This is a genomic window from Bacillus sp. FSL K6-3431, from assembly GCF_038002605.1.
Lineage (GTDB): Bacteria > Bacillota > Bacilli > Bacillales > Bacillaceae_C > Lederbergia.
Map to the genome: position 1 here is coordinate 285,483 of NZ_JBBOCT010000001.1, position 26,406 is coordinate 311,888.

A 26,406-nucleotide genomic window follows, 5' to 3' on the forward strand; every position below is an offset into this window, starting at 1 on the left:
CTCCTAATGTAATAAGACAATTATTTGTTTACACTACATAATAAACACACGTAATGAAAGCGCTTTAGTTAGAGGAGGAGAATGAAGTGCGAAAAAATTGGATGGTAATACCTATTTGTATTTTGCTTCTATCATTGTTCATTGTTGGTTGTAGCAAATCGACAACGAATGATAATGGAAAAAGCGGTTCTGGGCCAGATAAGAAAGAATATGAAATTAAATTTGCACATGTTGTAAGTGCTTCTACAGCAAAGGGGAAAGCGGCAGAAAAGTTTGCTGAATTATTAGAGGAAAGAACGAATGGTCAAATCAAGGTGGAGATTTTTCCTGATTCGCAGTTGGGATCAGACAGAGAAATAACAGAGCAAATGCAGTCTGGCACTGTTCAAATGAATGCTCCTTTTACAGGTGTAATGCCATCTTTTGTAAAGCAATTTGAAATTTTTGACTTACCGTATGTATTTTCTGACAAAGACGTTGCTTTTAAGGCAATGCATGGTAAGTTGGGCGATATGTTGAATGAAAAATTAGAAAAGCAAGGTTTAAGAGGGCTTGGGTACTGGGATGGTGGGTTTAAACATTTTACAAATTCTAAACATCCAATTGAATCTCCTAAAGATTTATCCGGATTAAAGATGCGTGCATCTCAAAGTCCTCTATTGATTTCTCAATTCAAAGCATTAAATGCTGGGGGGATTTCGATAGACTTTGCTGAACTTTACACAGCGCTTCAAACTAAAACGGTTGATGGGCAAGAAAACCCTTTATCCAATGTGATTAGTAAAAAATTTTATGAGGTGCAAGATTATTTGACGTTAAGTGCACATGGGTATATGGGATATGCTCTGATGATCAGCGACGAATTCTATAAAGGCTTGCCAGTTGACCTTCAAAAAACAGTTACTGATGTTGCCGAGGAAGTAACGAAATGGCAATGGGAATTGGCTGCTGCTGATGAGGAGGAGTATATGAAAATATTAGACGAATCTGGTATCCAGATCACTGAATTTAATGACGAAGATAAAGACGCATTTCTAAAATTAACCGACAATGTTATTGATGAGTTTATGGAAATCGATGGTAGTCAAGAACTACTAGACGCTATTAAAAAGGTAAATTAAATTATCATGCATAACGAGGGGCGGCTTAGGCGGCCCTATTTTTAAAAAAGGGGGATAAATTGTGCGGAAAGCTAATAAGATACTAGATTATTTGGAGGAGTATGTAGCTGTATCCACGCTAATATTTACTTCTTTGCTTGTCTTTACACAGGTTGTTTTAAGGTATTTATTTAATTATTCACTTCACTGGTCTGAGGAAGTAGCAAGATATTTAATTGTTTGGTTTATTTTTATTGGCAGTAGTATTGCGGTAAGGGAAAAGGCCCATGCCGCCGTGGATGCTGTTGTTATCTACCTACCTTCTATATTTAAAAAGATATTTTCAATTTTAGCTAATGCTACAGCGATGGGTTTCTGTATTATTATTATTTTATCCGGGTGTAAGGCGATTTTAAATGTAGTTCAATATGATAGTGTAACACCATCTTTAGGGATTCCTATGTATATTCCTTATCTAGCTATTCCAGTTGGTGGAGCATTAATGTTGTTGCGTTTTTTTCAAATTCTCCTAGATGATATTAAGACTTTTAGAACAAATGATCCGGTAGTAAATACAACAGTTGAGGAGATGACAAAACTATGATCATTGTCATTTTTATTCTTCTCATGCTACTTAGTACGCCAATTGCTGCCGCCATAGGTTTATCTAGTTTTATTGCAATGTTTCAAGGGAATATATCTATAGATACATTTGCGCGGACAATGTTTTCAGGAATTGACTCTTTTACTTTAATGGCTATTCCTTTTTTTGTTTTTGCGGGTGATTTAATGCTTGCCGGTGGTACATCCAAGAGATTGATAGATCTAGCTAAAAAATTAGTAGGCTGGACAACAGGGGGTCTACCAATTGCGGGAGTTATGTCCTCTATGCTTTTTGCTGCTTTATCAGGTTCTAGCCCTGCAACAGTGGCTGCGATTGGCGGTATTATGATACCATCATTAAAAGAGGCAGGATACTCTCCTAGATTTGCTGTAGGATTAATGTGTGCGGCAGGGTCGTTAGGAATTATTATCCCTCCTAGTATTACGTTGTTGGTTTATGGAGCAGTCGCTGAAGTATCAATTAGTCAGCTATTCATTGCAGGAATTATACCGGGAATATTTATTGGACTCGTATTGATTGTCCTTAGTTATATTATCGCAAAAAAACAAGGTCATAAACCTGATAAACGGGTAGGCTTGCGAGAGTTGTGGAACTCTACAAAAGCAGCAATTTGGGGGATTATGATGCCCGTAATTGTTTTGGGTGGGATTTATAAAGGTTTTTTCACCCCTACTGAAGCGGCTGCAGTCGCTATTGTGTATAGCTTAGTAATTGGATTTTTTGTGTATAAAGAACTTAATATAAAGACATTGTTTACTGTAACAAAGAGATCAGTTGTCACCTCTTCCATGATCATGCTTGTTATCGCAGCAGCAAAAACATTTAGTTGGTATTTAACCTATGAGCAAATTCCGACAAAACTAGCAGCGAATATTATGGAATTTGCTACAACTCCATTCTTCTTCTTAATGATAGTAACAATTGTATTATTAATTGTAGGAATGTTTATGGATTCAAGTGCTGCCATATTGATTCTTGTCCCTCTTTTTTTACCAATCGTAATAGAAATGGGGATCAACCCAATTCATTTTGGAGTGATTATGATCGTGAATCTTGCTATTGGCATGTTAACTCCACCTTTCGGCTTAAATCTATTTGTTGCTTCTGGTATTAGTAACATGTCTCTTACATCAGTAACTAGAGGTGCTTTTCCATTTATCATAGTACTAATTATGACTTTACTTGTGATCACATTTATTCCACAAATATCTTTATTTTTAACAGAATGATTAAATGGATATGAAGAATAGTTCAAAAACCGTGCGAATATAGCACGATTTTTTGTCGGATAAATACATATTTTTACCTGGTTTAATGATTTAATTCCGATATTGCACATTCGGTTCCTATATAGATAAGACGCAAAAGCTAGTTACATATAGAATCAACATATGCTTAAAATTAATCGAAATTAGAGGGGTGTTTTTAATGTCTATTATTAATGTAGGAATTATTATGAATGGTGTAACAGGAAGAATGGGAACAAACCAGCATTTAATTCGTTCGATTGTTGCTATCCGAAATCAAGGAGGAGTGAAACTTCAAAATGGTAACGTAATTATGCCTGATCCTATTTTAGTCGGGAGAAACGAGAATAAATTAAAGAGCCTGGCTGAAACACACAATATTGATCGTTGGAGTACAGACTTGGATTCATGCTTAGAAAACAATGAAAATGCTATCTATTTTGATGCGCAAACTACAGTGCGTAGGGCAAAGGATATTCGTAAGGCAATTAAAGCGGGCAAGCATATTTATTGCGAAAAACCTACTGCAACTAGTGTGGAAGAATCATTAGAACTTGCTCAATTGGCGTATGAAGCTGGAGTGAAAAATGGAGTTGTACAAGATAAATTATTTCTTCCAGGAATGTTGAAATTAAAACGTCTCATAGACTCTGGATTTTTTGGAGAAATACTTTCCGTTCGAATGGAGTTTGGATATTGGGTGTTTGAAGGGGATTGGCAGCCTGGGCAACGACCATCTTGGAATTATCGCAAAGAAGACGGTGGTGGGATTATTGTAGATATGTTTGCTCACTGGCGCTATGTGCTAGATAACTTATTTGGGAATGTGCAAAGTGTTTCCTGTATTGGAGCTACACATATACCGAAAAGAATTGATGAACAAGGAGATCCGTATGCTTGTACAGCAGATGATGCAGCATATGCAACATTCGAGTTGGAAGGCGGAATCATTGTTCAAGCCAATTCTTCTTGGACAGTAAGAGTGAATCGAGATGATCTACTTACCATTCAAGTGGACGGTACAGAAGGTAGCGCAGTAGCAGGATTACGAGATTGCAAGGCACAACACCGCGTAAATACACCGAAGCCTGTGTGGAATCCAGATATCGAAAATCCTTTCAGCTTTTTGGAGCAATGGCAGGAAGTGCCAACAAATGATGTTTTTGATAATGCCTTTAAAGTGCAGTGGGAGTTATTCTTACAACATATTGTAAACGATGAGCCATTTCCATGGGATCTTCTTGAAGGAGCAAAAGGAACGCAACTTTCAGATCTTGGATTAAAATCATGGGAAGAACGCTGCTGGGTTGATGTACCGGAATTATCAATTGGAGGTGTTTCTAGTGGCGAAAAAGTTGAAGTTACCAAGGGCTAACGGCACTTTTACCGATTATCAACCAGGTCAAGTATCTGTGTTTGAGATTCCTAACAAACCATTCCAAAGTAGAATTGCCTTCTCAGCAGCGCATGTAGTATGTGATCCATTAGCAAATACAGATCCACTTACTAATCCGCAAATTGATTGGGACGAAACCTTGGCTTATCGTCGTCATTTATGGTCGCTTGGACTATCCGTTGCTGAGGCAATGGATACGGCACAACGCGGAATGGGCCTGAGTTGGAATGGGGCACAGGAATTGATCAAACGCTCCGTTACTGAAGCTCGTGCAGTGGGTGGTAGAATTGCCTGTGGTGCAGGTACGGATCATTTATTACCTAGCGCGCAAATAACACTTGAGCAGGTAGAGGCAGCATATGAAGAACAATGTGGCTTTATAGAAAACGAGGGCGGAGCAATTATTTTAATGGCAAGTCGTGCACTTGCAGCCTGTGCAAACGGACCAGAAGATTATCATAGAGTATATAGTAAGATTTTAGGACAAGTGTCACAGCCTGTTATTCTCCATTGGTTAGGTGATATGTTTGATCCCGCTTTAAAGGGGTACTGGGGACATGATAATATCGATGATGCGATGGAAGTTTGTCTTAATATTATTTGGGATAATCAAGAAAAAATCGACGGGATAAAAATATCGCTATTAGATGCTGATCGTGAAATAGAGATGAGAAGGCTATTGCCTAAAAATGTGAAAATGTATACGGGTGATGATTTTAATTACCCTTCATTGATTCAAGGAGATGAACAAGGCTTTAGTCACGCACTTTTAGGTATTTTTGATGCAATTGCCCCAGCAGCTGCAGCTGCATTACATGCACTGGATGCAGGAGACTTAAATAAATATAATGCACTATTAGAAAAAACAGTGCCTTTGTCTAGACATATATTCCAACAGCCTACGTATTCCTACAAAACAGGTATCGTATTTATGGCCTATTTGAATGGGCACCAAAAGCATTTTCGAATGATCGGTGGAGCGGAAAGTGCCAGATCGATTACCCATTTAGCAGAATTGTTTTTATTGGCAGATCAAGCGGGACTATTAGTGGACCCACAACTTGCTGCTGATAGAATGAAACATATATTAGTCACTTCGGGAATCGAATAGGAGGGATAGCATGGGGAAAATAGAAACAATAGAGCGGCTTAGCCTAAATCAAATTACGACGGACAAATGGGATCTTCGTGAAGCTGTAGAAGGATGTGTGCGGGCTGGTATCCCTTCGATCGCAATATGGCGGCATAAATTGACTGAAATGGGTTTAGCTGAAAGTAAAAAATTAGTGCTTGATGCCGGTCTTAAAGTTTCCAGTCTTTGTAGAGGCGGGATGTTCCCCGCAGCTACAAGTGTTGAGCGACAAAAAAGGATCGATGATAACAAGCGTGCAATAGAGGAAGCTGCTGAGTTGGGCACAGATGTACTAGTACTCGTTTGTGGTCCATCACCTAATAAGGATATTGAAACTGCACGTAAAATGGTTGCTGAAGGAATTGAGCAAATAATACCATTTGCGCAACAATATGGAGTTAAATTAGGGATCGAACCACTTCATCCAATGTATGCAGCAGAGCGAAGTGTCATCGTCACATTAAACCATGCAAATACGCTTGCAGAGCAATTCAATACCGATGCAGTAGGGGTGGTTGTGGATGTATTCCACGTCTGGTGGGATCCGGATTTATATAACCAAATTTCACGTGCAAGTGGAAAAATTCTTGGTTATCATGTCTCTGATTGGATTGTCCCAACTCCTGACTTGTTAATGGGAAGAGGGATGATGGGGGACGGCGTAATTGATTTAAGGAAAATACGAAATGCAGTGGAAGAAGCAGGCTATAAAGGCCCAATTGAGGTTGAAATATTTAATCAAGAGATTTGGGATCGCCCTGGCGACCTTGTTTTGGAACAAATAAAGGAACGTTATCTGGAATATGTTTAACTTCCAGCATTCATTCAGTGGGAGTGTAAACTCCGCCTGAATGAAGTGAAAGCCTCCAGCAGATGTCACAGATTTTCAGAGGAAGTTTATCGAGCGAGCTCGATAAAATCTGGACGCAATTCCGCCGAGGCGAAATTGATTAATAGGTAATTGAAATGATGTTAAAAGTGTATCCTCCGGGTGCACTTTTTTATTATGCATTAACATAAACTGAATCACACTGAGCTGAAGAGGGATCATTTTTAGAAGGAATCATTGTTATCGAGACGACCGGAACTTGGTTTACTTATTATCTGTGACTTCAAAAAGTAGATAATTGTAACTGATTCTATTTAAAGAAATTTATACAATATTTTCAATGAAGTTAATTATATTTTATCCTCTGACAATCGTTTTATTTAATTTAGCAATTCCAGAAGAGGAATATAGGAAGTAATCGAAATACAAAAAGGATAGGAATCTTTTCTATAGCAGAAAAGTTTCCTATCCTTTTTTTAACATTATATATTCATTTCACCACTATCATAGTTAAATTGCCATTCAATTCCAAACTTATCAGTAACAAGGCCGTAACATTTGCTCCAGAAAGTTTCTTGAAGCTCCATGCCTACTGTGCCACCTTCTTTAAGTTGAGTGAAATATGATTTGATATCATCCAAGTTTTTACTGGCGATCGACAGGCTTATATTGTTTCCTACAATAAAAGGCATATCAGGGAAAATATCTGAAAACATCACATTGCTCTCTTCGATCTTAAGGCGCGTGTGCATTACTAAATTTTTTGCTTCCTCTGGGAGAGGAAACTCTGGATTAGGCGGCATTTCTCCAAAGGTCATGATTTGTGGTTGTTCTGTTCCAAAAACCTGTGCATAAAATTCTACGGCATCGCGACAGTTCCCATTAAAGTTAAGATAAGCATCAACTGACATTAGCTCCACTCCCCAGTATTAAATTGTAAATCATTTATTAAATGATCTATTTCCATATTGTAACATTTAACATTACAATATCAAAAAAATGGATAACATATTTTTATTGCTGAACATCAATTAGTAGGACAAAAGGTATCGTATTTTATTCGTATGCCTTTTGAATATCTTAGTGAACTACCACGCACAGAGGGCTAGTTATTGTCGTGGAAGGGAAAATGAAAAGTAAATATCAGGGCAATATAAAGCGAAGAGAAGTAAGGGGATATTTTCAAATGTACCGAGATGGTAAGAATAGTGTAAATTGTGGCTTATAAGTAAAAAAAAAACAGTGACGTTGCGTAACTTTTCTGTAATTCAGCAGACTCTATCATACGTCTTATATCTAACAGATTGAATAGGAGAAACGATGATTAAAACAATAGCAATTAATAAAGAATTTGAGTTGATAACAAATCTGGAAATCACAGAATTAATTGTGGGAAATTATCTTTGGTACTGGATTGATTTTGATCGCTCCGATGAAGAAGAAATAAAATTATTAAGTAAACCATTAGGCTTTCATCCATTAGCGATTGAAGATTGCATAAACACCATACAAAGACCAAAATTAGATTATTATGAAGATCATATCTTTTTTGTTACACAGGCGATAACCCCTGAAAATCTTATGAGAGAAGAAATAAATCTTTTTTTAGGAGAAAATTATATTGTTACTTTTCATCAAGAGGTTTCTAAAGAAGTTGAAAATGTGTGGGAGCGCTTTGAGCATACATCAAATATAGAAGAATGGGAACCAATCCAGGTTTTGTATCATGTTTTAGATAAAATTGTTGATAATTATTTTCCACTGGTTGAAACAATTGAAGATACTCTAAATGAGATTGATGAAAATTCTAATAAAAAGTCTATGGGATTGCTACTTGAGGAATTATTTGAGACGAGACATCATCTTCTTTCTTTAAGACATGTGGTATCGCCGATGAGGGATCTTGCCTATCGAATCCTTAACTCTCAAAGATTCACTGAAATCCAAAAGAAGCAGGCGTATTTTTCTGATATTCACGATCATTTATTAAAACTTACTGAAATGATTGAAGAAAATCGTGAACTAACTACGGACATAAGAGATAGCTATATTTCCTTAAATGCACATCAAACAAATCGTGTGATGAAGGTTCTCACAGTCATTACAACCATTTTTATGCCGCTCACTTTTATCGCTGGTATTTATGGAATGAATTTTGAAAATATGCCCGAATTAACTTGAAAATATGGTTATTTTGAAACCGTATCCTTAATGTTTTTGATAGGAATCGGAATGTTTATATGGTTTAGAAAAAAGGGATGGTTTAAGTAGATAATAATAAACATTTAGATTTGAAGAGGCACAATTTCAAAAAAAGATACGTTGACTAAAGTTAGTTAAATCTTTCCATTTGATTGGCTTTGCATGTCTGAAGCATTAATGGAGGTATAAAAGATGAAATGGGTTATCTTTTGGTCCAGTATGATCTTAGTCATTGGATTGGCATTAACTATTGAGCAACCATTAATACAAACGTATGATGTAAAAATTCTTTTGTTTTTCGAGGATATTCGTACAGAATTTTTGAATGATTTGTTTTTCTTTTTTACTGATATTGGATTAATCAAATTTTTACTACCACTAGCTGTTATCGTTACAGCCTTTTTATTGATTAAGAAACGTTATCTTGAATCTATCTTTGTAATGTTAGCATTTTGGGGTGTAAGAGGAGTCAACTATATGATGAAAGAATTTTTTGAAAGAGAGCGTCCATCATTTCATTCGCTAATTGAAGTTGGCGATTACAGCTTTCCAAGTGGACATGCAATGAATTCCATCGCTTTTATGGGCTTTTTGTTTTATTTATTTGCGCATATTTTGAAAGTGGGAATAAAGCATTGGCTGTTATGGCTATCCACAACGTTGATAATTGTTATCCTTATAGCAGTAAGTAGGGTGTATCTTGGAGTGCATTATCTAACAGATGTTGTTGCCGGGGCATGCTGCGGTATATTGTATCTTTTCATAGTCGTATATTTATATAAGTTTTCATCAGTACTTATTCAAAAAATAGTACTTGATTAATCATTCCCTATTTTTTTTCTCCATTCTTTGCGATCAACGACCCCGTTCTTTTATGAAACAATAGAAACGCTAGTCTAACATTTTAAAGCGTGAATATCATCGAGTAAATGACGCGATTTTAGGGTCATATAATGCTCTTCCTAGTAATTCTCCTAACACTATCGAGATAATAAAAGTGAAAGTGGATAATTGATTACTGATTTTTTAACAATCTTGTAGATAATGAAATGAATAAAAAACTCGATAATAAGTTCAATATTTAGATTTATACAATCATTTACTTTTTCTTTTATAAACCCTAATGAGTATAAAAAAAAGTACTCATTGAGACTACATCACTTGGTCCATAATCAAGAGGCTGACTTTCGATGTCAGCCTCTTGGTTTATGCAGTTCTCGGTTATTGCGAATTATCTTCCATTTGCTCTGAAGGTTCTTCAGTTGGATCTGGTTCATCTTCGTCAACACCATTGCAGCCAAATAATAAACCCAATGATAAAATGGTTGACATAAAAGCAAAAAGGTATTTTTTCTTGTTCATTTTCATCATCCTTTCTTTTTTACCATTCCCTGTATTACTCATGACAATTCATCGTAAATAATTAGATACAAGCTAATTTACGACGTTTGATGATAGTCACATCCATTATTATGAAGCAAATACAAATATCATTGCCAAATGGCTATCATGTTCATTATGTCGAAATCAAAACAACTGAAAATGATTGCCATGTGCATATCATTATAGGTTTTACCCAACTGTCAAAAAGTGAATAACATGCCATTCATCCTTTTTCAATCATTAAACCATTTCTCATGTCACAATTTGACACCTTATAAACTTTTTGTATCAAAAAGAAGGTCATCCTGAATGGTAAAGAGTATTCCTTATTAACACCGATATATCCTCGTTCTCAAAACCATCATAAAATGCATTCAAACGGCTGCTGAATTGTGATAAGTCACTCCTTAAAATATTTAATATTTGTTCTTCGACCTTATTTGTTGGCTTCCAGTTCTCCAAATTAAATATCAATCCTTGGCTTTTATAACTGATTTTTGATTTGTAAACTTGGTACAAAGTGATAATCAATACCTTGGATGCCTCATAAATTATTAACAAAATAATCTGTGTACACGTTTACTGGTCCACCCCAAAGTTTCTTCATTTTCAGCAGGGCGACACTATGGAGGACGGAAGAGTATGTGTTCTGATGATTAAATCCGGGTGTCTATCTTACGATTCTCCAATAAAAATAGGCATCTATATCAGTAACAATGCTCGACCGTAGTTCATATTTTGTTGAGGAGAACTATTGTAGATTCACCTATTACAAAGTTGTTTTTCTAATTGGTCGTTCTGTTTTCCTTTCTGTTGCTGGACACCTTGTTAAAATAATTTAGGGAGGCTATAAAATGAATGATTTTCAAAATGAACTCCAGATGTTAAATGTTGGGGATTTCCAGGCGAACGAGGCAGTTCCCTGGGACCAAAACCAGTCCTATATTGATTCGTCTCGACAATTCGGTGTTTTTGGTGGTTTTGGTCGGTGTTTTAGTTGTTTTAGTTGTTTTCGCTGCTTTAGTTGTTTTAGTTGCTTTAATTGTTTTCGTTGCGGTGGCCGTTGCAGTAATCGTTGTGGTGGCCGTTGTGGTGGGCGTTGCGGTGGCCGATAGCTCGTTTCCCAACGAAAACTAGGGTGACTATGGAGGAGAGTTGCCCCTGCTTAAGTTGTTAGGGGCTTTCTCTATAAGATTAGACATAAGAGACAATTAGCGGTACATAGGATAAAAGGTAAAAGTAAAGCTGCATATTTGAGAACAGCTTACGGGAAGGAGGAGCGGAATGACAAATTTAACCTCTTCTATGCGTCTGAAAGTAAAAAGGGACACGTTTTTTCTCCCTGATCCAAATAGCGGAGTGTATTTTCGGAACAACTTAAGTTCGTTTCGTATGGAAGGCAGTGCGATCGATCAGTGGGTTGAAAAGCTGATCCCGATGTTCAACGGAGAGTACACATTGGGGGATTTGACAGACGGTTTGCCTGGTTCATACCGGGATCGTGTTTATGAAATTGCTGGAGTGCTGTTTCGAAACGGGTTTGTTCGAGATGTAAGCCAAGATCGCCAACATCAATTGGCGGATCAAGTTCTTAAAAAACATGCGTCTCAAATTGAATTTTTGGACAGTTTTGGCGATTCGGGAGCGTACCGCTTTCAAACCTATCGTCGGGGGAAAGTGTTAGTAGTTGGCTCAGGTCCTTTTTTTATTTCGTTGGTTTCTGCGTTGTTTGAATCTGGCTTACCTAAATTCCATGTGCTAATAACGGACTCGGTACCTACCAATAAACAGCGGTTGATGGAAATCGTAGCACATGCTCAAAAAACAGACTCTGAGGTGGTGGTAGAGGAGGTCAGCCTGCAAAAGGAGGGGGCAGGTGCTTGGCGGGAGATTGTGCAACCGGTAGATTCGATTTTGTATGTGTCGCAGGAGGCCGAAGTAGAGGAACTGAGAGTTCTTCATACGGTTTGTAGAGAAGAGAAGAAGATATTACTCCCAGCTTTATGTCTACAGCATGTAGGTCTGACAGGTCCTTTGGTGCATCCAGATTCAAAGGTATGTTGGGAGTCTGCATGGAGACGTATACACAAATCTGAACTATCCAAAGATCAGCAGTTCCCAGCTTACTCTTCCACAGCAGGGGCGATGTTGGCTAATGTGATCGTGTTTGAATTGTTTAAAGAGATTACAAAAGTGACTGAATTGGAACGGAAGAATCAATTCTTTCTGTTGGAACTTGAAACGTTGGAAGGAAACTGGCATTCGTTTATACCTCATCCGCTAGTGACCGGACATGTGTCTGTCGAACGGGTTAATGATTTGGATTTACGTATCGAACAGAGCTTAGGCAAGGATGAGCCAAGTAGTTTACTTCTTTACTTTAGCCAGTTGACATCAGTTGAATCAGGAATTTTCCATATTTGGGAGGAGGGGGATTTAAAGCAGCTCCCACTATCTCAGTGTCGTGTTCAGGCAGTTGACCCATTGTCGGATGGACCGGCTGACCTGTTGCCCGAGATTTTGAGTACAGGTCTAACACATGAAGAGGCACGTAGGGAAGCGGGTCTGGCCGGGATTGAAGCGTATGCATCTCGATTGGCAGGTCTGCACGTTTCGAATGTACCTTCACATCTGGAAGTAGATGCTAGCTTGTTAAAATTTCAGCAATATATCGGGGTGGGAGCGGGAGAAACTGTTGCGGAAGGTGCTAGTCGTGGATTACAAAGGTGTTTGAACGAGGAACTGATTAAACGACAGGTCAATAAGAAGAATTCTGTCTCTCGTGTGCAGCTAAGTGTGGTAGAAGATGAACGCTGCCGTTTTTATTTACAGGCACTGACCACGTTACAAGGAGCACCGATAATAGGCTTGGGAGAGGAAGTGTCCGGCTTCCCAGTAGTATGGATTGGTACGAATGGGCGCTGGTTTGGCAGTGTAGGTTTGAATATTACATTGGCGTTACGCAATGGATTACAACAGGCGCTTATGCAGGCACAAAACAGACCGATATTTCATATGACGCAAACATTGGAACTTTCGTCCGTGCTTTTGGAAGAAAAGGTGCCACAAAGTCTTGTAATTCATGCATGTGCAGAGGCTACAAACTCCGAGGTCTTGCAGTCCGCCATGCAGGTTTTAGATAGGAAGCGTAAGCGGCTCTTAGTCTTCGATCTAGCATTGGAACCGTTTTTAAAAGAGGAACTGGCTGGGGTATTTGGTGTGTTGGTACGAGAGGAGGAATCCCGGTGAGTGCTGTCGTGGTGGTTGTCGGAGAAGGATTGTTGGCGGATCGAATGTGCGGAGAACTATCCGCTCAATATCAGGTAGTTCGTTGTACCGATTTCGAGGCGGGAGTGCCGAAAGCGACTGATTTGGTTTTGGTATTGCACGATACTTGGAATCCCTCTGTTCATAAAAAGACGGAAGAGGTGTTGCACCCAACCGGTATCCCTTGGCTACGGAGCTTCGTTTCGTTTGGGGAAGGGGTGGTCGGACCGCTCGTTCGCTCAGGGAAGCCCGGGTGCTCCCAGTGTGCTGATATGCGACGTCTCATGGCCGGACGAGACCGTGAAGAGATGTGGGAGATGGAGAAAAGATTTGCGGCGCACGGAGAAATGACACGAGATGCTTGGGCATCACGCTCGGGACTATTGCAGATGGCCTACTTAATCGAGGCGGAGATTCAGAGCGTATTGCAAGGTGATCAACCACATTCTGAAGGCAGGATATGTTTAATCAATCTGAAAACACTGAAGAGTTCATGGCATTCCTTTCTTCCCGACCCATTGTGTCAGGTTTGTAGTCAATTACCCGACGATTCACCGATAGCGGCCCAAATTTCACTACAACCTTGTCCGAAGATCAGCATCGACAGTTATCGCTGCCGTTCGATAAAAGAACTGAATAAATTTCTAGAGAAAGACTATCTTGATCATCGAACTGGCTTTTTGAATGGGAAAATGTATGACCTCGTGCCGCCATTTGCTGATGTTAGTGTCAATCTTCCTTTGTTCTCGGGTGACGAGGGAGTAGCAGGGCGAACCCATTCATATGCGGTAAGTGAGTTAACTGCCATTTTGGAGGGGTTAGAGCGGTACTGTGGCCTGGAGCCCCGTGGCAAACGAACAGTGGTCCATGATAGTTTCCGTAATTTGGAAAATAAAGCGCTAAATCCTATTAAGGTAGGTGTACATGCGAAGGAACAGTATGAGCTGACTGGTTTTCCATTTAAAGAGTTTAATCCAGAACATCCAATTAATTGGGTTTGGGGCTATTCGTTTTTACAAGAGCGCCCGATTCTAGTTCCAGAGTTGCTGTCCTACTATAGCTTGGGCTGCGGGCAGGGATTTGTTTATGAAACTTCTAACGGATGCGCGTTAGGCGGAAGTCTGGAGGAGGCTATTTTCTACGGAATTATGGAAGTGGTGGAGCGTGATTCGTTCCTGATGACTTGGTATGCGGAGATGAGCCTCCCGCGTCTGGACCCTTATTCCGCTAACGATCAAGAATTGCAGATGATGGTTGACCGTATGCGTGCGGTGGCGGGATATGATCTGTATTTGTTTAACTCAACAATGGAACATGGAATTCCGAGCGTTTGGGCGTTGGCGAAAAACAGGAAGCAGAAGGGAGTGAACATCATCTGTGCGGCCGGAGCTCATCTGGATCCAGTACGAGCGGTGAAAAGCGCGGTTCACGAGTTGGCTGCTATGATGTTGACGCTTGACGAGAATTTTGAGGCGAATCAGGAGGAGTTTGTTCGAATGTTGCATGATCCTTCTTTGGTACGGAAGATGGATGATCATGGCATGTTGTACGGTTTACCGGAAGCGCAAGAGCGCCTAAATTTTTTGCTGGACGATCATCGTCCAGTGCGAACGTTTGACGAGGAATTCAATTGGACGTCTAGCCATACAGACCTGACCGATGATTTACAGGACATTCTTCAGGTATTTCGTCAATTGAAGCTAGATGTAATCGTTGTAAACCAGACGACAGCGGAAACCATACGAAACGGACTGTATTGCGTGAAAGTGCTGATTCCAGGGATGTTGCCGATGACATTCGGACAACATCTTACCCGCGTAACAGGGCTGGAGAGGGTGTTGAATGTACCAATGGAACTTGGGTATGCGAAACAACCGCTGACACTTGAACAGCTTAATCCACATCCGCATCCGTTTCCATAACCTATGGTTAGGAGGTAGGAGGATGAGTTTAGAGGCATTTCTGCACAATCTACATTTTGATATTGACAAAGTAAGCCCGCTGGACTGGGAAGTGGATTGGGATCATGCACCACTTCCATATAAGCTCTACCGCGGCTTGCCGGTGGTACCGTTTTCTTTGGAAGTACCGCTGACACTTGAAGGAGGGGAAGAACCTGCAAAGCCTAACCTCCGCAGTATCGGGGATTTTCTATGGTATGTATTTGGCCTAACTCAATTTTGCCAGTCAGTCTTTACCTTGGAATCCACAGAAAAAGCGGTTGACCTAATGCAGTCGTATAGACGGTTTGTTCCTTCAGGCGGGGCGCTTTATCCAAACGAATTATACGTGTATCTGAAGATAGAGGATTTACCTGCGGGAGTGTACCATTACGATGTAGCGCATCACCGTTTGGTGTTATTACGCGAAGGGAATTTCGATTCATATATAGCCCGGGCTCTTGGTAATGGCTGTGAAGTGTCCGCTTGTTTTGGTACTGTTTTTGTGGCAACTATGTTTTGGAAAAATTTCTTTAAATATAATAATTTTTCCTACCGTCTGCAAGGGTTGGATGCTGGTGTGCTGATTGGACAGTTATTGGAAGTAGCGAAGCGTTTTGGCTTTGCATCGGGGGTATACTTCCAATTTCTTGATCGGGCAATCAACCATATGCTTGGGCTTTCTGAACAAGAGGAAAGTGTGTATGCAGTTATCCCGCTATCGGTGGAACTTACAAGCTGGTCTCCTAACTGCGTAGAAGGGATTGTCTCTGCCGCCGAATTGTGCCGAGAGTTGACTCCTATTCAGAATAATGACAACCATCAATCACGGAGGGGTATAGAGTATCCGATGTTATCCGAGTTGAATGAAGCGTCCATGCTAGAATCAACTCGATCGTTTTCGCAAATAAAAGAAAAGGAGAAAAAGAATTGTAAGGATCGAGCTGTAGCTCTGCCTCATGTTAAGCGGTTGTCATATGATTTGGCGTCAGTCTGCCGAGAGCGTTATTCACCCGACATGGATTTCGTTTTGGGAAAGGTAAGTCAATCTCAGCTGGCCACTCTGCTGCAGGAGGCCACTGCTTCTTTCTCGTATAGAAATGATTTGGATGCAGCACATCCGAAATACGAGTCCCGTGTCTCATTGTATGGCTGTTTGTATAATGTCGACGGCATTCCAGATGGTGCTTATTACTATGATAGCACTGCTCATGCCTTACGACAGGTATATCCCGGAGACCATAGACTCCAATTGCAATACGGAATGTCTGGAAATAACGTAAATTTGCTTCAAGTACCACTTTGCTTACATGTGGCAGGGGATAAGGATCACTTAAAAACGGAACTCGGGTACAGAGGATATCGTATCCAGCAAATGGAAGCGGGTATGCTTGTACAGAGATTATTATTAATAGCTTCGGCCATCGGGATGGGGGGGCATCCACTTCTCGGGTTTGATGCGAACTCGTGTGATGAGATTTACAAGATGGATTCACAAGGAAAAACCAGCTTAATCCAAATCCCGATCGGTCCCTTTCGACATCGCCCTTGGTTAAAGGGAAGTTTGCATAGTTAAATAAGGTATTCTTAACATAAAGATGAGTTAGAATTTAAAGTGATGGAACCAGTTTAAAAAATTATTTTGGAAAGAAAAAAATCACTATAACTTTTTTCGTTTTAGTGATTTTTTTGACTAAACTTCATTATTCCTCAAAACTCTTTTTGCCTAATACATACCAGACATTATTTCCGCCTTGTCCGTTTACATCACCGGATTTTACAGATTATAATATGCTACTTTGTTAATTTCAAAATCCAATTTTTAAAGTCTACTGCACGGTTGTGTTCCGGGAGCAAAGTGGTACCTGTTACAATCATGGGGGAGATGGAATCAACACGATGTAATGACCCATGTCCGCCGCCACCTAAATGTGCGGGAGTTCGCTACCCACTAAATTCAAATCCAGGTTTGGCATCGACAATAAGGAACCTACCTTTGTGAGAGTGCAAGGAACCGTGAAGTCGAGCAAGAGCATCTGGATAATCGCCGTAATTAATGTTGCGGTGATTATTTATTTTTATGTCTAAAACAGATGTATTTCCACTTAATTTCCAACTTTGACCATAAGCATCTTGATAATTTCCCTGTAGCCTAAACAATAATAAATTCCCATCTAATTCCGTATTTCTGACAAGGTTCATTCCATCCTCCTTCCAAGCCATAAAACCAATTCTTGAATCTTGTTTTAACCGAGAAGCAACCTCATCGTAAGTTAACTTACCATTCAATAAATAAATGTAAGCCATGCGCTCGTTCACCGCCAGAGCAATTTGATCCTTTGTATGGACCGGCATGCCAAGCTTATTAATTTGATAGTTATTTAAAAGAGACCTCAGATCGATTAGGGCTTTATTCCGTTCCTTTTTAATGAGAGACTGTCCGCTGTCACCATAAACAATCCAATTGCTTTATCTAAAGCTTCTTCCCAGGATGGATAAGAATTCAAAATTTCTTGTAGTTGCTGATCCGATTTTACAATTCCTTTTATATCGGTAGGTCCATTTTTGTGTACACGCTGATCCAAATCAGGGAAATAAACGAGTGAAAAGGAGGGGACTGAATTGTTCCTGATTAGATAATTCAGTTCAGCAGCAGAAAATGTATCGTTAAACCTAAGCCTTTGCCAAATATTTTTCTGGTTTGAATTTTCAGGGTTATATTGTGATAGGCTGCCGAACGAGAACAAGGTTGGACCTTTTACTTCTACATTCGCAGGCATAAGGTTCAATGCTGATCCTGCTTTTGGGATATGTAATGGATGAGCAACATCACCACGATAAATGAGTCCATTAATGGAAGCCGAAGCATGTTGCATCTGATGTAAATCCTCATATAGAGTCTGTACTTCTTTACTTAAATGACTTTGATTTAAATGTACAACACTCATGTAAAACTTGTTTTACTCCATGCGCGACACTTCTCGCATACCACTGCCATAATTAATCAGACGGTTCTCAGCTTGATTGTACCAGACAAGTCCGGGAATCCGGTGTTGATCAGCATAAGTTCCAGTTAAAATTGTACTGTCTATGGTTACTGACATCGTCGGATAGGAGGACGCAACTTCAGGCTCATAATGTCCGTTTTCCATTAAAAACTTCAATGCAGGGGCTTTTCCTGTCTGCACTGCTTCCTGCAGGGGTTGATCCATTAGGGAATCGATTACCAATACGAGGACAGGCTTTGTTGCTGTCTTGTTAGACTGCTGTGTTTCAGGTTTATTTGTAAGTGTCGCAAACCCAATCAAATAAAAGGCTATCAAAATGACAATGACGCCGATCACACTAGCTAATATTTTCTTCAAGGTCGCTATTCATCCTTTTTGTTTTTAACTTAGTATGTATTAAAGGATGAAATTCATGTGTGAGAACTTAATCCTCAAAGTGATTTGGTAACAAACACCTTAAATTTTTAAGTTGTTTTAAGACAAGATAATAAGGTTCAGTTAATGAACAAAAATCAAAAATATATATATGGGGTGATGTTGATGAAGATGTCAATGGATAAAGTTTTACCGGTTTTTGCTTCAGTTGGAGTAGGTATTGCAACATATCAGATGATGAGTGGCAATGGCGGAAAAATGAAAAACATGATGCCACTAGCCGCAAATATGATGGGAATGGGAACTGGAATGCAAGGACAGAATCAGCAACAGTCCGGAAATCAATAAGCAAATTTAAAATAAAGTAACCTTTAATACAAATCTCCCCCATCCAAGTCAAAGATGGGGGACTCTACATAAAAGATTTAAGCGCATCTTTAAGGCTTTCTAGTTAAACTGATTTCTTCCAGAATGGATAGTGGGTTTTCATTTTTTGTAAAAAGTATTTATTTATATATGGAAAGCTGTATATGAAAAGATAAATATTGTGCATAAGGAGACACTAACATAGGAAATATTAAAAAGAACCCATGTCTCTTACTAAGGAATGAAGAAAAAATGCAGTGTGTAGATTAGCACAGTTTTCCATAGTTTATTCCGAAAAAGAATAAATGCGACATCATTTTTAAAAGGAGCAAGGGATAATGAAACTGAGTGAAGTTTTAGAAAATATTATAGGACATCATAATAGCCCTGAGCAAACGTTAAATGATATAGACATTGAAGGTATTTCAGCCAATTCATCTAGAATCGGACCAAATGGTTTGTTTATAGCTATTTCAGGTTATCAGCAAGATGGTCATCATTATATAGATGATGCAATAGCCGCAGGTGCAAGCGCTGTAGTAGGAGAGAAAGAAATCGCCCAGTTAAAGGTACCTTATATTAAGGTTTCCAACAGTCGATTTGCGTTAGCACATATTGCTAAAAACTTTTATCAAACATCTTCTAAAAACCATACCATAATAGGTATAACAGGCACGAATGGGAAAACAACAACTTCTTTTATGCTAAAACATGTCCTTGAAGATGCTGGATTAACTTGTTCTTTATTTGGCACGATTCATAATGTCGTCAATGGACAAAAATTACCTTCTATTAATACAACAATTGACGCCTTAGAGTTGCATAGACACCTTTCCATATGTAAAGATGACGTCGTTATCATCGAGGTTTCTTCACATGGTTTGTCCCAATTTCGAATAGAAGGAATTGAATTCGATTGTTGTTTATTTACAAACCTTGACCATGAACATCTTGATTATCATCAAGATATGGATGACTATTTTTCTGTTAAAGCCACTTTGTTTAACAAACTAAAGCCGGATGGGAAGGCCATTATTAATAGCTATAATAGTTGGGGAGAAAAGCTTTTACATTCTCTTCCATGCAAAGCAACCAATATATTTGCAATGGGAGAGGCAGGGAACCATCATTTACACATTACACGTTGTAAAAAAGGCGAGCCTGGAATTGCTACTATCACCGAAGGAGATCAGCAATATAAACTAAAGCTAAAAATCCTAGGGATACATAACGTGTATAATGCCGCTATGGCATTTTTAACAATAAGAAGGCTTAACATTCCTGGAGATAAAATTATTCAATCCTTACAAACGTTTCAAGGTGTCCCAGGGCGTTTTGAGATTATTGAACAACCAAAAGAAGCGACTGTCGTAATTGATTATGCTCACACATCTGAAGCTTTCTTCAACTGTTTAAGTACGGCACGAGAGCTAGGAGCAAGACGTATATTCCACGTTTTTGGATTTAGAGGAAACCGTGATGAAAGTAAGAGAATGGGTATGTTGAATATATCCTATGAATTAAGTGATAGGATGATTTTAACTTTAGATGATTTGAACCATATATCTTATGAAGAAATGGTGAAAACACTCCATGGAGTAAGCGCTCCTTCAAAAGCACTAATTATACCTGATCGGACTTTAGCCATTCAATATGCCAATGACGAGGCCGAAGAAGGGGATTGGATCATCATAACAGGGAAAGGTGTAGAAAAATATAAGCAGCAATTTTTTTTACCAACTACTTCTGATGAAGAAACGATACGCTTCCTCCATTCGATCAATTAAATAGCACCGTTTGAAAAACAAACGGTGCAAAAGTATGGAGTAAATTATTAAGCATCTTGGTGGACGATTATTTGGTATGAACTTTTGAGTTCAAAAAAGCATTGTCTTATTATTGTGCCGATGTTTTATTAATATTTCTTTAGACAGTAGAACCGGCATTTCAACATGGAATAACTTTTTAATATGGGTAATAATAAGGATATGGGCTAAAAAATGGAAACAAAAAGAAATAGAAGGGGAAGCGTCTACGACGAAATCTACGGAATCTTCTTCTGCCATACCCACCATCAAATCCAAATTGTCTTTCGGTATCCCCGTTCAATTCTTCAGGGATTAACATTGTAACACCTTCGTCATCCATATCATCAATAATACCTTCGATCATGGAGCCATCTTGCATATGTGCCATTACATGATATCCCTTATACTTCCTACAAATACTTGGAGCATCCCTTAAATCATTCACATTAAACTGTTGATCATTTCGATTGTTTTCTAATTGAACGTGGTTATAGTAATGCATTTGCATCCCTCCTAGCTACCCATAAGATATGAACCTCTGATAAAAATGTTACAAAGGAAAATACTTCAACTGAAAGGAGCGATACAAATACGTAATAGGAGGTGGTGCACGTTAATTATATAAAAAAATAGTAATGTGTTCGGTTTCATCAATGGTTGCTAATAAAATATCGTGTATGTCAGCATTGTATGTAGATTTTATCTTCGTTTCCAACCAGTTTTCCTCACGCCCCATTGCATGCAATAGAGATACATCAATTTTCCTTTCTTTAATAATGGTTTTGGGAAAAACGAAGGATTTGGGAGACAAATTCAAATCCGAAGGTGTTACTGGTTGATATTGAGGCTTTAGAAAAAGAGACAGAGTTCCACCCATTTCCCACAAAGCGAGAGCGACTTTTTGAATATCTTCTACATTCCCTTTCCGTAATTCCAACATTAGATCATCAAGTGAAATTCTAGCTTTTCCTAGATTTTTGTAAAAAATTTTTCCATTCTCAATCAAGGGAAGTGGAGGTGCATCAAAAAACTTTCTTAGTTTATCCGACTTTAAACTCGCAATGACACTTGATGTATATAAAATAACTAGTACGCTCATTGTGATCATGGAACCTTTTAAGCCTAAGCTCTCATCTGACAAAGGGTGAGCAATGATGTTTCCAATTATTAATGCAATAACAAAATCAAGTAATCTTAACTGTGAAATGGAACGTTGTCCCATTACTTTTACTGTAATAATCATAAAGAAATATGATACAATGGCGCGTAAAATCCATTGAATCGCAGTCAATGATTCTTGGCTATGGAAAAAATCCATGCGTACTCACTTCCTCTATATGAACAGTATTTTCATGCACCTATACCGCCCTAAATGAGTATCTAAATCGCTTGATTAATGTTGGGGCGTAGTACTTATTTGAAGTTCTTAGAACAAGAAACTACCTAGGGTCATCTTAAAACCAAAAAGAAATTACCCCATTGAAAACGAAATTGCGTCTTGCTTTTTGGTATCTTCGCGGTAATAAAATTGCAGATCCAGATGGTTATTATTTCAGAATTAATTCGAAGTAAATTCGTTATAAGTAGAATTTCATTGATTTATCTTGGTCTTTCTTTAGGGTTTTAAGACCTCCACCTCTAAGTGAAGCGTAGGTGGGAGTTACCAATCAGGTGGAGTAGAATCCCCACCTGATTCCCCGATGTTTCAGCTTTCTGAAACGAGTTCACTATTCTATAAGTTTCGATACACTTCATTCAGCAGAAGTCCCCCACTTCTATAAGTGGCGGGATGAATGCGATTTACCACCATTCAGTGGGAGTGCAAACTCCGCCTGAATGAAGTGAAAGCCTCCGGCAGATGTCACAGATTTTCAGAGGAAGCGTATCGAGCGAGCTCGATAAAATCTGGACGCAATTCCGCCGAGGTGAAATTGATATCAGGTGTTGTGCGATTTCTTCTGCTCTTTGTTTGTTCAATAAATAACCTCCGATTATTTATGGTCCTGCTTTCCAATAATCCATCCAAGTTTAATTATTATTCTAAATCATCTCTTAAGTAATCGCATTTTTCGTTTTCTGAATGCATCATTAATATGATAAACAGATATTCTATGTATATTGCTATTATTATTTCTCTCATACTAACGCAAAGATACTAGGTAGTAATAACCATTTATCCATATGATAACGAATTAATAAATGTTGACTCTTGCGAAAGAATTAGTTATGTTCGTATTTTGTCTAAATTATATGGATATCACATTGATAATTTTTACCTTTTGACCCATACTACATTTGAGGTGAAAACATGTATAAACTGTTGTCTCATAATGATCTGGATGGGGTAGGATGTGGTATTTTAGCAAAGCTCACTTTTGGTAAAGAAGTAAAGGTTCGCTATAATTCCGTTTCAGGTCTTGATCGCGAAGTTGAATGGTTTTTTGAAAATGATGATAAGGATACATTTTTATTTATAACAGATTTGTCTGTAAACGAAGAAAATGAAAAAAGACTTGATGTGTTTTATCAAACGGGAGGAAGGGTACAATTGCTTGATCACCACATTACTGCTCTGCCTTTTAATGATTATGAGTGGGGACATGTAGTAGTTGAAGACGATCAAGGAAAATTAACTTCCGCAACTTCTCTATTTTATAAATATCTTTTATCACATCAACTAATTAAGTCATCAGACGTCGTAGCTGAATTTGTCGAGCTTGTCAGGCAATATGATACCTGGGAGTGGGAGAAAAACGACAACCACCGAGCTCGACGGCTAAATGCTCTCTTTTTTTTGGTTTCGATAGAGGAATTTGAAGAGAAAATGATTAGCCGACTTAAAGCAAGTGACCATTTCAGCTTTGATGAGTTTGAAAATAAGATTTTGGATATGGAAGAGAATAAAACCGAACGCTATATCCGCCGGAAAAGGCGGGAACTCATTCAAGTCAAAGTGGGTGATCTATTTGCAGGTGTCGTTTATGCGGAATCGTATCACTCAGAACTTGGAAATGAACTCGGTAAAGAATACCCGCACCTTGATTACATCGCTATATTAAATGTAGGTGGAAAACGGATGGGTTTTCGAACAGTCCACGATCACATTGATGTATCTGTTGTGGCTGGTCATTTCGGTGGAGGCGGGCATGCAAAAGCATCGGGTTGTTCTTTAACAGAGGAAGCATACAAACAATTTGTAGTTGAAACATTTCACTTAGAGCCATTACGGGAAGATGCGAAACGAAATCGTTATAACTTGAAACGATCAGCTTTCGGCTCCCTGTATAAAAATAGAATGGACGAGGTCTTTTTTCTTTATCCGTTGAATGAAAGTGACTGGGCAATGGACCATAATAAAATTAAATTGGAACAGACCTTTACAAGTTTTGATGAAGGGGAAAGTTTTTTAAAAAGAAACCACGCGGCTTGGCTTGTAAGAGATGATACTTTTGTCAGCTATTTAATAAACAAAGTAAAGGGTATTGAAAGTGATAAGTGAAAATTTTAAAAAAAGAAAGTTCAAAGCGCTAGAGCCTTATTGAATTGTTAAAATAAGGTCTCTAGCGCTTTGGAATTTAACTTATCGTATGATTTGGTTAAATTGTGTACGTAATAATGTAGGATCAGTGTTGTGAGGATATGACTTACCTTGCAAATATTAGTAGACGTACAATTTTCATTGGTTGATACATCTATAATTAGAACTCATAATAGATTTGAATTAGAGTTTTATTGTGACGTTTGGAAGTCTTAATGACATTGTTGTAGACTAATGATAATTTAAGTTAAACGTTGAAATAAGGAGAGAATACATAATGAATAAAGTTACACCATTTTTAATGTTCCAAGGAAATGCGGAAGAAGCTATGAATTATTACGTTTCTTTGATAGAGGATTCAAAAATAACCAGTATTACTCGTTATGGATCAAACGAAGCAGGTGAAAAGGGTAGTGTTATGCAAGCTAGCTTTTCATTAAAGGGTCAGGAATTTATGTGTATTGATAGTAACGTTAAGCATGAATTTACGTTTACTCCTTCATTTTCCTTGTTTATTACATGTGATTCGGATGAAGAAATTATCCGACTTTATGAGAATTTAAGTAAGGGAGGGGCTGTTTTGATGCAGTTAGATGATTATTCCTTTAGTAAGATGTTTGGTTGGATTGTCGATAAGTTCGGTGTATCCTGGCAACTAATGCTCCCTTAGACAGTAGTAAAGACAATTTTTTTGTTCTTTTAATTATTTTTCCCAGTTAGTAGATAATATGTCCACCTTCTCATCTTTTTTACATGAAACAAGATGAGAAGGTGGACATATATTTAATAATTCTAATATGTGTCTACCTTTTATTTGTTGATGTTTAACGGTTTATTTTCAGTTTATGGGTAAAAAAAGGGAATGTAATTACTGATAGTATAAATCATCAAGTCCGCTGATTGACTATGTGGTGTACTACATAGTTTATAGTAGTTTTCGGGGGGAGGATTAAATGTATCGTATAGGTGAGTTTGCATCAATGACCGAACTGTCAAAAGAAACTTTAAGGTATTACGCTGACATTAAGCTTCTGGAACCTATATATGTAAATCCAACTAATCAATATAGGTATTATGACAATAATTCTTTTTTAACTGCTCGGTTGTTATTTTATTTACGCAAGTTTGACTTCTCCATTCAAGAAATGTTAGAAGTGATTAATAAGCGTTCATTGGCTGATTTAGAGGATATTTTGCAGGAAAAGAAAAGTAGATTAATGCTATAAGTAAGTGAGTTGGAAAATTTAATTTATGATATTGATTCATTTATCAATGATGAGAATGGAGTAGAGATTAATGATTAAATGGAGTAAAGAGATTACCATCCCCACAAATATTGAAACAGTTTGGCGACTTTTTGATTTGGATCAAATTCAAAGGATTATGCCAAATGTAATTGAACATAAACCAATGGAAATAAAAGAAGGTGTTGTAGGATCAACGTATCAACAGACCTATCAAGAAGGTAAAAGAAAAGAAACTTATATCGTAACTGATCTGGAGTATGAAAATACCAATCAGAAGAAACATAAAAAAATAGAATTTATTTTAGCTAAAGCCTTTAGAATCCAAACATCCTTTACGCTTGTTAAAGAAGCTGATCAAAGAACTAAATTTATCTACTCTGGACAAAATGAAGGAATTAATTTTCTTGGTCGATCGTTAATAAAGTTAGGCGGAACGAAGAATAACGAGAAAGTGGTCAATGACTTTGTTAAATTGGTCCATGACGAAGCGATGAAAAGTAATAATAATTGATATAAATTGCTTGCTAGGATTGCTAAAATAGGATCAATTATTTCTCCCTCCATTTATCTCCAGATATAATGAATGGAAGGAGAGAGTGGCATGCTGTCATTTTGATAAGATTTGAGAAGGGGGAGATTTCATTGTCAAAAGAATTGATATTAAATGATACAATAATCAATGTAAGCAATTATAAAGAAGAAAAAGTAAACAATTTATATAAAGTTTCGGTTGAATTTAAAGTAACGAGTGACGAATATCACGATGTAACTACTTTGCTATATGAAGGTGTATTTGACGTGAGAATTCCTGAGCGGGATTTATCATTTAGGGGGATCATTCACAATTACTCTACATCCATTACAAATTTATATAAAAAAGGTCAGGTTGGAGAATTTAAACTGGTTTTACTTGAGGAGAGTAATTAAGAAAGAAGGCGCTGTA

General features: G+C 38.1%; 25 protein-coding genes and 1 pseudogene. 19 read left to right on the plus strand and 7 right to left on the minus strand.

The features are described 5' to 3' along the window. The first annotated feature begins 86 nt into the window (after positions 1-86). The 6 genes from MHB53_RS01375 to MHB53_RS01400 all read left to right on the plus strand — a co-directional run bounded on the left by MHB53_RS01375 (position 87) and on the right by MHB53_RS01400 (position 6,311). Entirely contained in the window at positions 87-1,121 is a 1,035-nt protein-coding gene (locus tag MHB53_RS01375) for a TRAP transporter substrate-binding protein (RefSeq protein ID WP_340915239.1), read from the plus strand. 61 nt (positions 1,122-1,182) lie between these two features. Continuing rightward, positions 1,183-1,704 (plus strand): TRAP transporter small permease, encoded by a 522-nt coding sequence (locus tag MHB53_RS01380; RefSeq protein ID WP_340915240.1) that lies wholly within the window; start codon positions 1,183-1,185, stop codon positions 1,702-1,704. Then, positions 1,701-2,954, plus strand: a complete 1,254-nt coding sequence (locus MHB53_RS01385; protein ID WP_340915241.1) for a TRAP transporter large permease — start codon at positions 1,701-1,703, stop codon at positions 2,952-2,954. Before MHB53_RS01380 ends, MHB53_RS01385 begins: the two co-directional genes overlap by 4 nt. Positions 2,955-3,153: 199 nt before the next feature. Then, a complete protein-coding gene (locus tag MHB53_RS01390; RefSeq protein ID WP_340915243.1) occupies positions 3,154-4,347 on the plus strand; it encodes a Gfo/Idh/MocA family protein in 1,194 nt (397 codons plus the stop codon). Next, the gene (locus tag MHB53_RS01395; protein ID WP_340915245.1) at positions 4,316-5,479 is read left to right on the plus strand and encodes a dihydrodipicolinate synthase family protein; all 1,164 of its coding nucleotides are present in this window, start codon (positions 4,316-4,318) and stop codon (positions 5,477-5,479) included. Before MHB53_RS01390 ends, MHB53_RS01395 begins: the two co-directional genes overlap by 32 nt. A gap of 10 nt (positions 5,480-5,489) precedes the next feature. Continuing rightward, positions 5,490-6,311, plus strand: a complete 822-nt coding sequence (locus MHB53_RS01400; protein ID WP_340915247.1) for a sugar phosphate isomerase/epimerase family protein — start codon at positions 5,490-5,492, stop codon at positions 6,309-6,311. A 500-nt stretch (positions 6,312-6,811) separates the two neighbouring features. Here the strand turns inward: MHB53_RS01400 and MHB53_RS01405 are convergent, their stop codons facing one another. Further along, a complete protein-coding gene (locus tag MHB53_RS01405; RefSeq protein ID WP_340915248.1) occupies positions 6,812-7,240 on the minus strand; it encodes a VOC family protein in 429 nt (142 codons plus the stop codon). 409 nt (positions 7,241-7,649) lie between these two features. Here MHB53_RS01405 and corA point away from each other — a divergent pair. Then, positions 7,650-8,600 (plus strand): annotated as a pseudogene (gene corA / locus MHB53_RS01410) (magnesium/cobalt transporter CorA). Positions 8,601-8,723: 123 nt separating this feature from the next. Continuing rightward, a complete protein-coding gene (locus tag MHB53_RS01415) occupies positions 8,724-9,353 on the plus strand; it encodes a phosphatase PAP2 family protein (protein ID WP_340915249.1) in 630 nt (209 codons plus the stop codon). A 399-nt stretch (positions 9,354-9,752) separates the two neighbouring features. On the opposite strand, the gene MHB53_RS01420 is transcribed toward MHB53_RS01415, so the two are convergent. Continuing rightward, entirely contained in the window at positions 9,753-9,893 is a 141-nt protein-coding gene (locus MHB53_RS01420; protein WP_340915251.1) for a hypothetical protein, read from the minus strand. A 902-nt stretch (positions 9,894-10,795) separates the two neighbouring features. Here MHB53_RS01420 and MHB53_RS01425 point away from each other — a divergent pair. The 4 genes from MHB53_RS01425 to MHB53_RS01440 all read left to right on the plus strand — a co-directional run bounded on the left by MHB53_RS01425 (position 10,796) and on the right by MHB53_RS01440 (position 16,697). After that, positions 10,796-11,029: a heterocycloanthracin/sonorensin family bacteriocin gene (locus MHB53_RS01425; protein ID WP_340924393.1), complete on the plus strand. Its 234-nt coding sequence runs from the start codon at positions 10,796-10,798 to the stop codon at positions 11,027-11,029. A 169-nt stretch (positions 11,030-11,198) separates the two neighbouring features. Continuing rightward, entirely contained in the window at positions 11,199-13,163 is a 1,965-nt protein-coding gene (locus tag MHB53_RS01430; RefSeq protein ID WP_340915252.1) for a putative thiazole-containing bacteriocin maturation protein, read from the plus strand. Continuing rightward, positions 13,160-15,103 carry a TOMM precursor leader peptide-binding protein gene (locus MHB53_RS01435; protein ID WP_340915254.1) on the plus strand — a complete coding sequence of 648 codons (1,944 nt, stop codon included), beginning with the start codon at positions 13,160-13,162 and terminating at the stop codon, positions 15,101-15,103. The genes MHB53_RS01430 and MHB53_RS01435 overlap by 4 nt, the downstream gene beginning before the upstream one ends. A 22-nt stretch (positions 15,104-15,125) precedes the next feature. After that, positions 15,126-16,697 (plus strand): SagB family peptide dehydrogenase, encoded by a 1,572-nt coding sequence (locus MHB53_RS01440; protein ID WP_340915256.1) that lies wholly within the window; start codon positions 15,126-15,128, stop codon positions 16,695-16,697. Positions 16,698-17,065: 368 nt separating this feature from the next. Here MHB53_RS01440 and MHB53_RS01445 read toward each other — a convergent pair whose 3' ends face one another. The 3 genes from MHB53_RS01445 to MHB53_RS01455 all read right to left on the minus strand — a co-directional run bounded on the left by MHB53_RS01445 (position 17,066) and on the right by MHB53_RS01455 (position 18,486). Continuing rightward, complete coding sequence (locus tag MHB53_RS01445; RefSeq protein ID WP_340915258.1) at positions 17,066-17,428, minus strand: hypothetical protein; 363 nt, start codon at positions 17,426-17,428, stop codon at positions 17,066-17,068. Between the two features lie 95 nt (positions 17,429-17,523). Further along, the gene (locus tag MHB53_RS01450; protein WP_340915260.1) at positions 17,524-18,069 is read right to left on the minus strand and encodes a hypothetical protein; all 546 of its coding nucleotides are present in this window, start codon (positions 18,067-18,069) and stop codon (positions 17,524-17,526) included. 12 nt (positions 18,070-18,081) lie between these two features. Further along, entirely contained in the window at positions 18,082-18,486 is a 405-nt protein-coding gene (locus tag MHB53_RS01455; RefSeq protein ID WP_340915262.1) for an alkaline phosphatase family protein, read from the minus strand. A gap of 183 nt (positions 18,487-18,669) precedes the next feature. Between MHB53_RS01455 and MHB53_RS01460 the strand changes: the two genes are divergently transcribed. Both MHB53_RS01460 and MHB53_RS01465 read left to right on the plus strand, forming a co-directional pair. Then, positions 18,670-18,852, plus strand: coding sequence for a hypothetical protein (locus MHB53_RS01460; RefSeq protein WP_340915264.1), 183 nt, complete (start codon positions 18,670-18,672; stop codon positions 18,850-18,852). Between the two features lie 356 nt (positions 18,853-19,208). After that, the gene (locus tag MHB53_RS01465) at positions 19,209-20,657 is read left to right on the plus strand and encodes a UDP-N-acetylmuramoyl-L-alanyl-D-glutamate--2,6-diaminopimelate ligase (RefSeq protein WP_340915265.1); all 1,449 of its coding nucleotides are present in this window, start codon (positions 19,209-19,211) and stop codon (positions 20,655-20,657) included. A gap of 178 nt (positions 20,658-20,835) precedes the next feature. On the opposite strand, the gene MHB53_RS01470 is transcribed toward MHB53_RS01465, so the two are convergent. Both MHB53_RS01470 and MHB53_RS01475 read right to left on the minus strand, forming a co-directional pair. After that, positions 20,836-21,180, minus strand: coding sequence for a hypothetical protein (locus MHB53_RS01470; RefSeq protein ID WP_340915267.1), 345 nt, complete (start codon positions 21,178-21,180; stop codon positions 20,836-20,838). Positions 21,181-21,291: 111 nt separating this feature from the next. Further along, complete coding sequence (locus MHB53_RS01475; RefSeq protein WP_340915268.1) at positions 21,292-21,996, minus strand: DUF421 domain-containing protein; 705 nt, start codon at positions 21,994-21,996, stop codon at positions 21,292-21,294. Between the two features lie 990 nt (positions 21,997-22,986). On the opposite strand from MHB53_RS01475, the gene MHB53_RS01480 reads away from it, so the two are divergent. The 5 genes from MHB53_RS01480 (at position 22,987) to MHB53_RS01500 (ending at position 26,390) form a co-directional block, all read left to right on the plus strand. Next, the gene (locus tag MHB53_RS01480) at positions 22,987-24,177 is read left to right on the plus strand and encodes a DHH family phosphoesterase (protein ID WP_340915270.1); all 1,191 of its coding nucleotides are present in this window, start codon (positions 22,987-22,989) and stop codon (positions 24,175-24,177) included. Between the two features lie 316 nt (positions 24,178-24,493). Further along, positions 24,494-24,886: a VOC family protein gene (locus MHB53_RS01485; protein ID WP_340915272.1), complete on the plus strand. Its 393-nt coding sequence runs from the start codon at positions 24,494-24,496 to the stop codon at positions 24,884-24,886. A gap of 283 nt (positions 24,887-25,169) precedes the next feature. Next, entirely contained in the window at positions 25,170-25,442 is a 273-nt protein-coding gene (locus tag MHB53_RS01490) for a MerR family transcriptional regulator (RefSeq protein WP_340915275.1), read from the plus strand. A 70-nt stretch (positions 25,443-25,512) separates the two neighbouring features. Next, on the plus strand, positions 25,513-25,974 hold the full coding sequence (locus MHB53_RS01495; protein WP_340915277.1) for an SRPBCC family protein: 462 nt from the start codon (positions 25,513-25,515) through the stop codon (positions 25,972-25,974). 131 nt (positions 25,975-26,105) lie between these two features. After that, positions 26,106-26,390: a DUF3219 family protein gene (locus tag MHB53_RS01500; protein ID WP_340915279.1), complete on the plus strand. Its 285-nt coding sequence runs from the start codon at positions 26,106-26,108 to the stop codon at positions 26,388-26,390. Positions 26,391-26,406 lie beyond the last annotated feature (16 nt).

Excerpts from the sequence above, each read along its gene's own strand:
- MHB53_RS01445 (WP_340915258.1), bottom strand. The coding sequence starts at position 17,428 with ATGGCTTACATTTATTTATTGAATGGTAAGTTAACTTACGATGAGGTT.
- MHB53_RS01390 (WP_340915243.1), top strand. The coding sequence starts at position 3,154 with ATGTCTATTATTAATGTAGGAATTATTATGAATGGTGTAACAGGAAGA.
- MHB53_RS01440 (WP_340915256.1), top strand. The coding sequence starts at position 15,126 with ATGAGTTTAGAGGCATTTCTGCACAATCTACATTTTGATATTGACAAA.
- MHB53_RS01490 (WP_340915275.1), top strand. The coding sequence starts at position 25,170 with ATGTATCGTATAGGTGAGTTTGCATCAATGACCGAACTGTCAAAAGAA.
- MHB53_RS01415 (WP_340915249.1), top strand. The coding sequence starts at position 8,724 with ATGAAATGGGTTATCTTTTGGTCCAGTATGATCTTAGTCATTGGATTG.
- MHB53_RS01485 (WP_340915272.1), top strand. The coding sequence starts at position 24,494 with ATGAATAAAGTTACACCATTTTTAATGTTCCAAGGAAATGCGGAAGAA.
- MHB53_RS01450 (WP_340915260.1), bottom strand. The coding sequence starts at position 18,069 with ATGAGTGTTGTACATTTAAATCAAAGTCATTTAAGTAAAGAAGTACAG.
- MHB53_RS01425 (WP_340924393.1), top strand. The coding sequence starts at position 10,796 with ATGTTAAATGTTGGGGATTTCCAGGCGAACGAGGCAGTTCCCTGGGAC.
- MHB53_RS01400 (WP_340915247.1), top strand. The coding sequence starts at position 5,490 with ATGGGGAAAATAGAAACAATAGAGCGGCTTAGCCTAAATCAAATTACG.
- MHB53_RS01385 (WP_340915241.1), top strand. The coding sequence starts at position 1,701 with ATGATCATTGTCATTTTTATTCTTCTCATGCTACTTAGTACGCCAATT.
- MHB53_RS01460 (WP_340915264.1), top strand. The coding sequence starts at position 18,670 with ATGAAGATGTCAATGGATAAAGTTTTACCGGTTTTTGCTTCAGTTGGA.
- MHB53_RS01470 (WP_340915267.1), bottom strand. The coding sequence starts at position 21,180 with ATGCATTACTATAACCACGTTCAATTAGAAAACAATCGAAATGATCAA.
- MHB53_RS01475 (WP_340915268.1), bottom strand. The coding sequence starts at position 21,996 with ATGGATTTTTTCCATAGCCAAGAATCATTGACTGCGATTCAATGGATT.
- MHB53_RS01465 (WP_340915265.1), top strand. The coding sequence starts at position 19,209 with ATGAAACTGAGTGAAGTTTTAGAAAATATTATAGGACATCATAATAGC.
- MHB53_RS01420 (WP_340915251.1), bottom strand. The coding sequence starts at position 9,893 with ATGAACAAGAAAAAATACCTTTTTGCTTTTATGTCAACCATTTTATCA.
- MHB53_RS01405 (WP_340915248.1), bottom strand. The coding sequence starts at position 7,240 with ATGTCAGTTGATGCTTATCTTAACTTTAATGGGAACTGTCGCGATGCC.
- MHB53_RS01495 (WP_340915277.1), top strand. The coding sequence starts at position 25,513 with ATGATTAAATGGAGTAAAGAGATTACCATCCCCACAAATATTGAAACA.
- MHB53_RS01480 (WP_340915270.1), top strand. The coding sequence starts at position 22,987 with ATGTATAAACTGTTGTCTCATAATGATCTGGATGGGGTAGGATGTGGT.
- MHB53_RS01430 (WP_340915252.1), top strand. The coding sequence starts at position 11,199 with ATGACAAATTTAACCTCTTCTATGCGTCTGAAAGTAAAAAGGGACACG.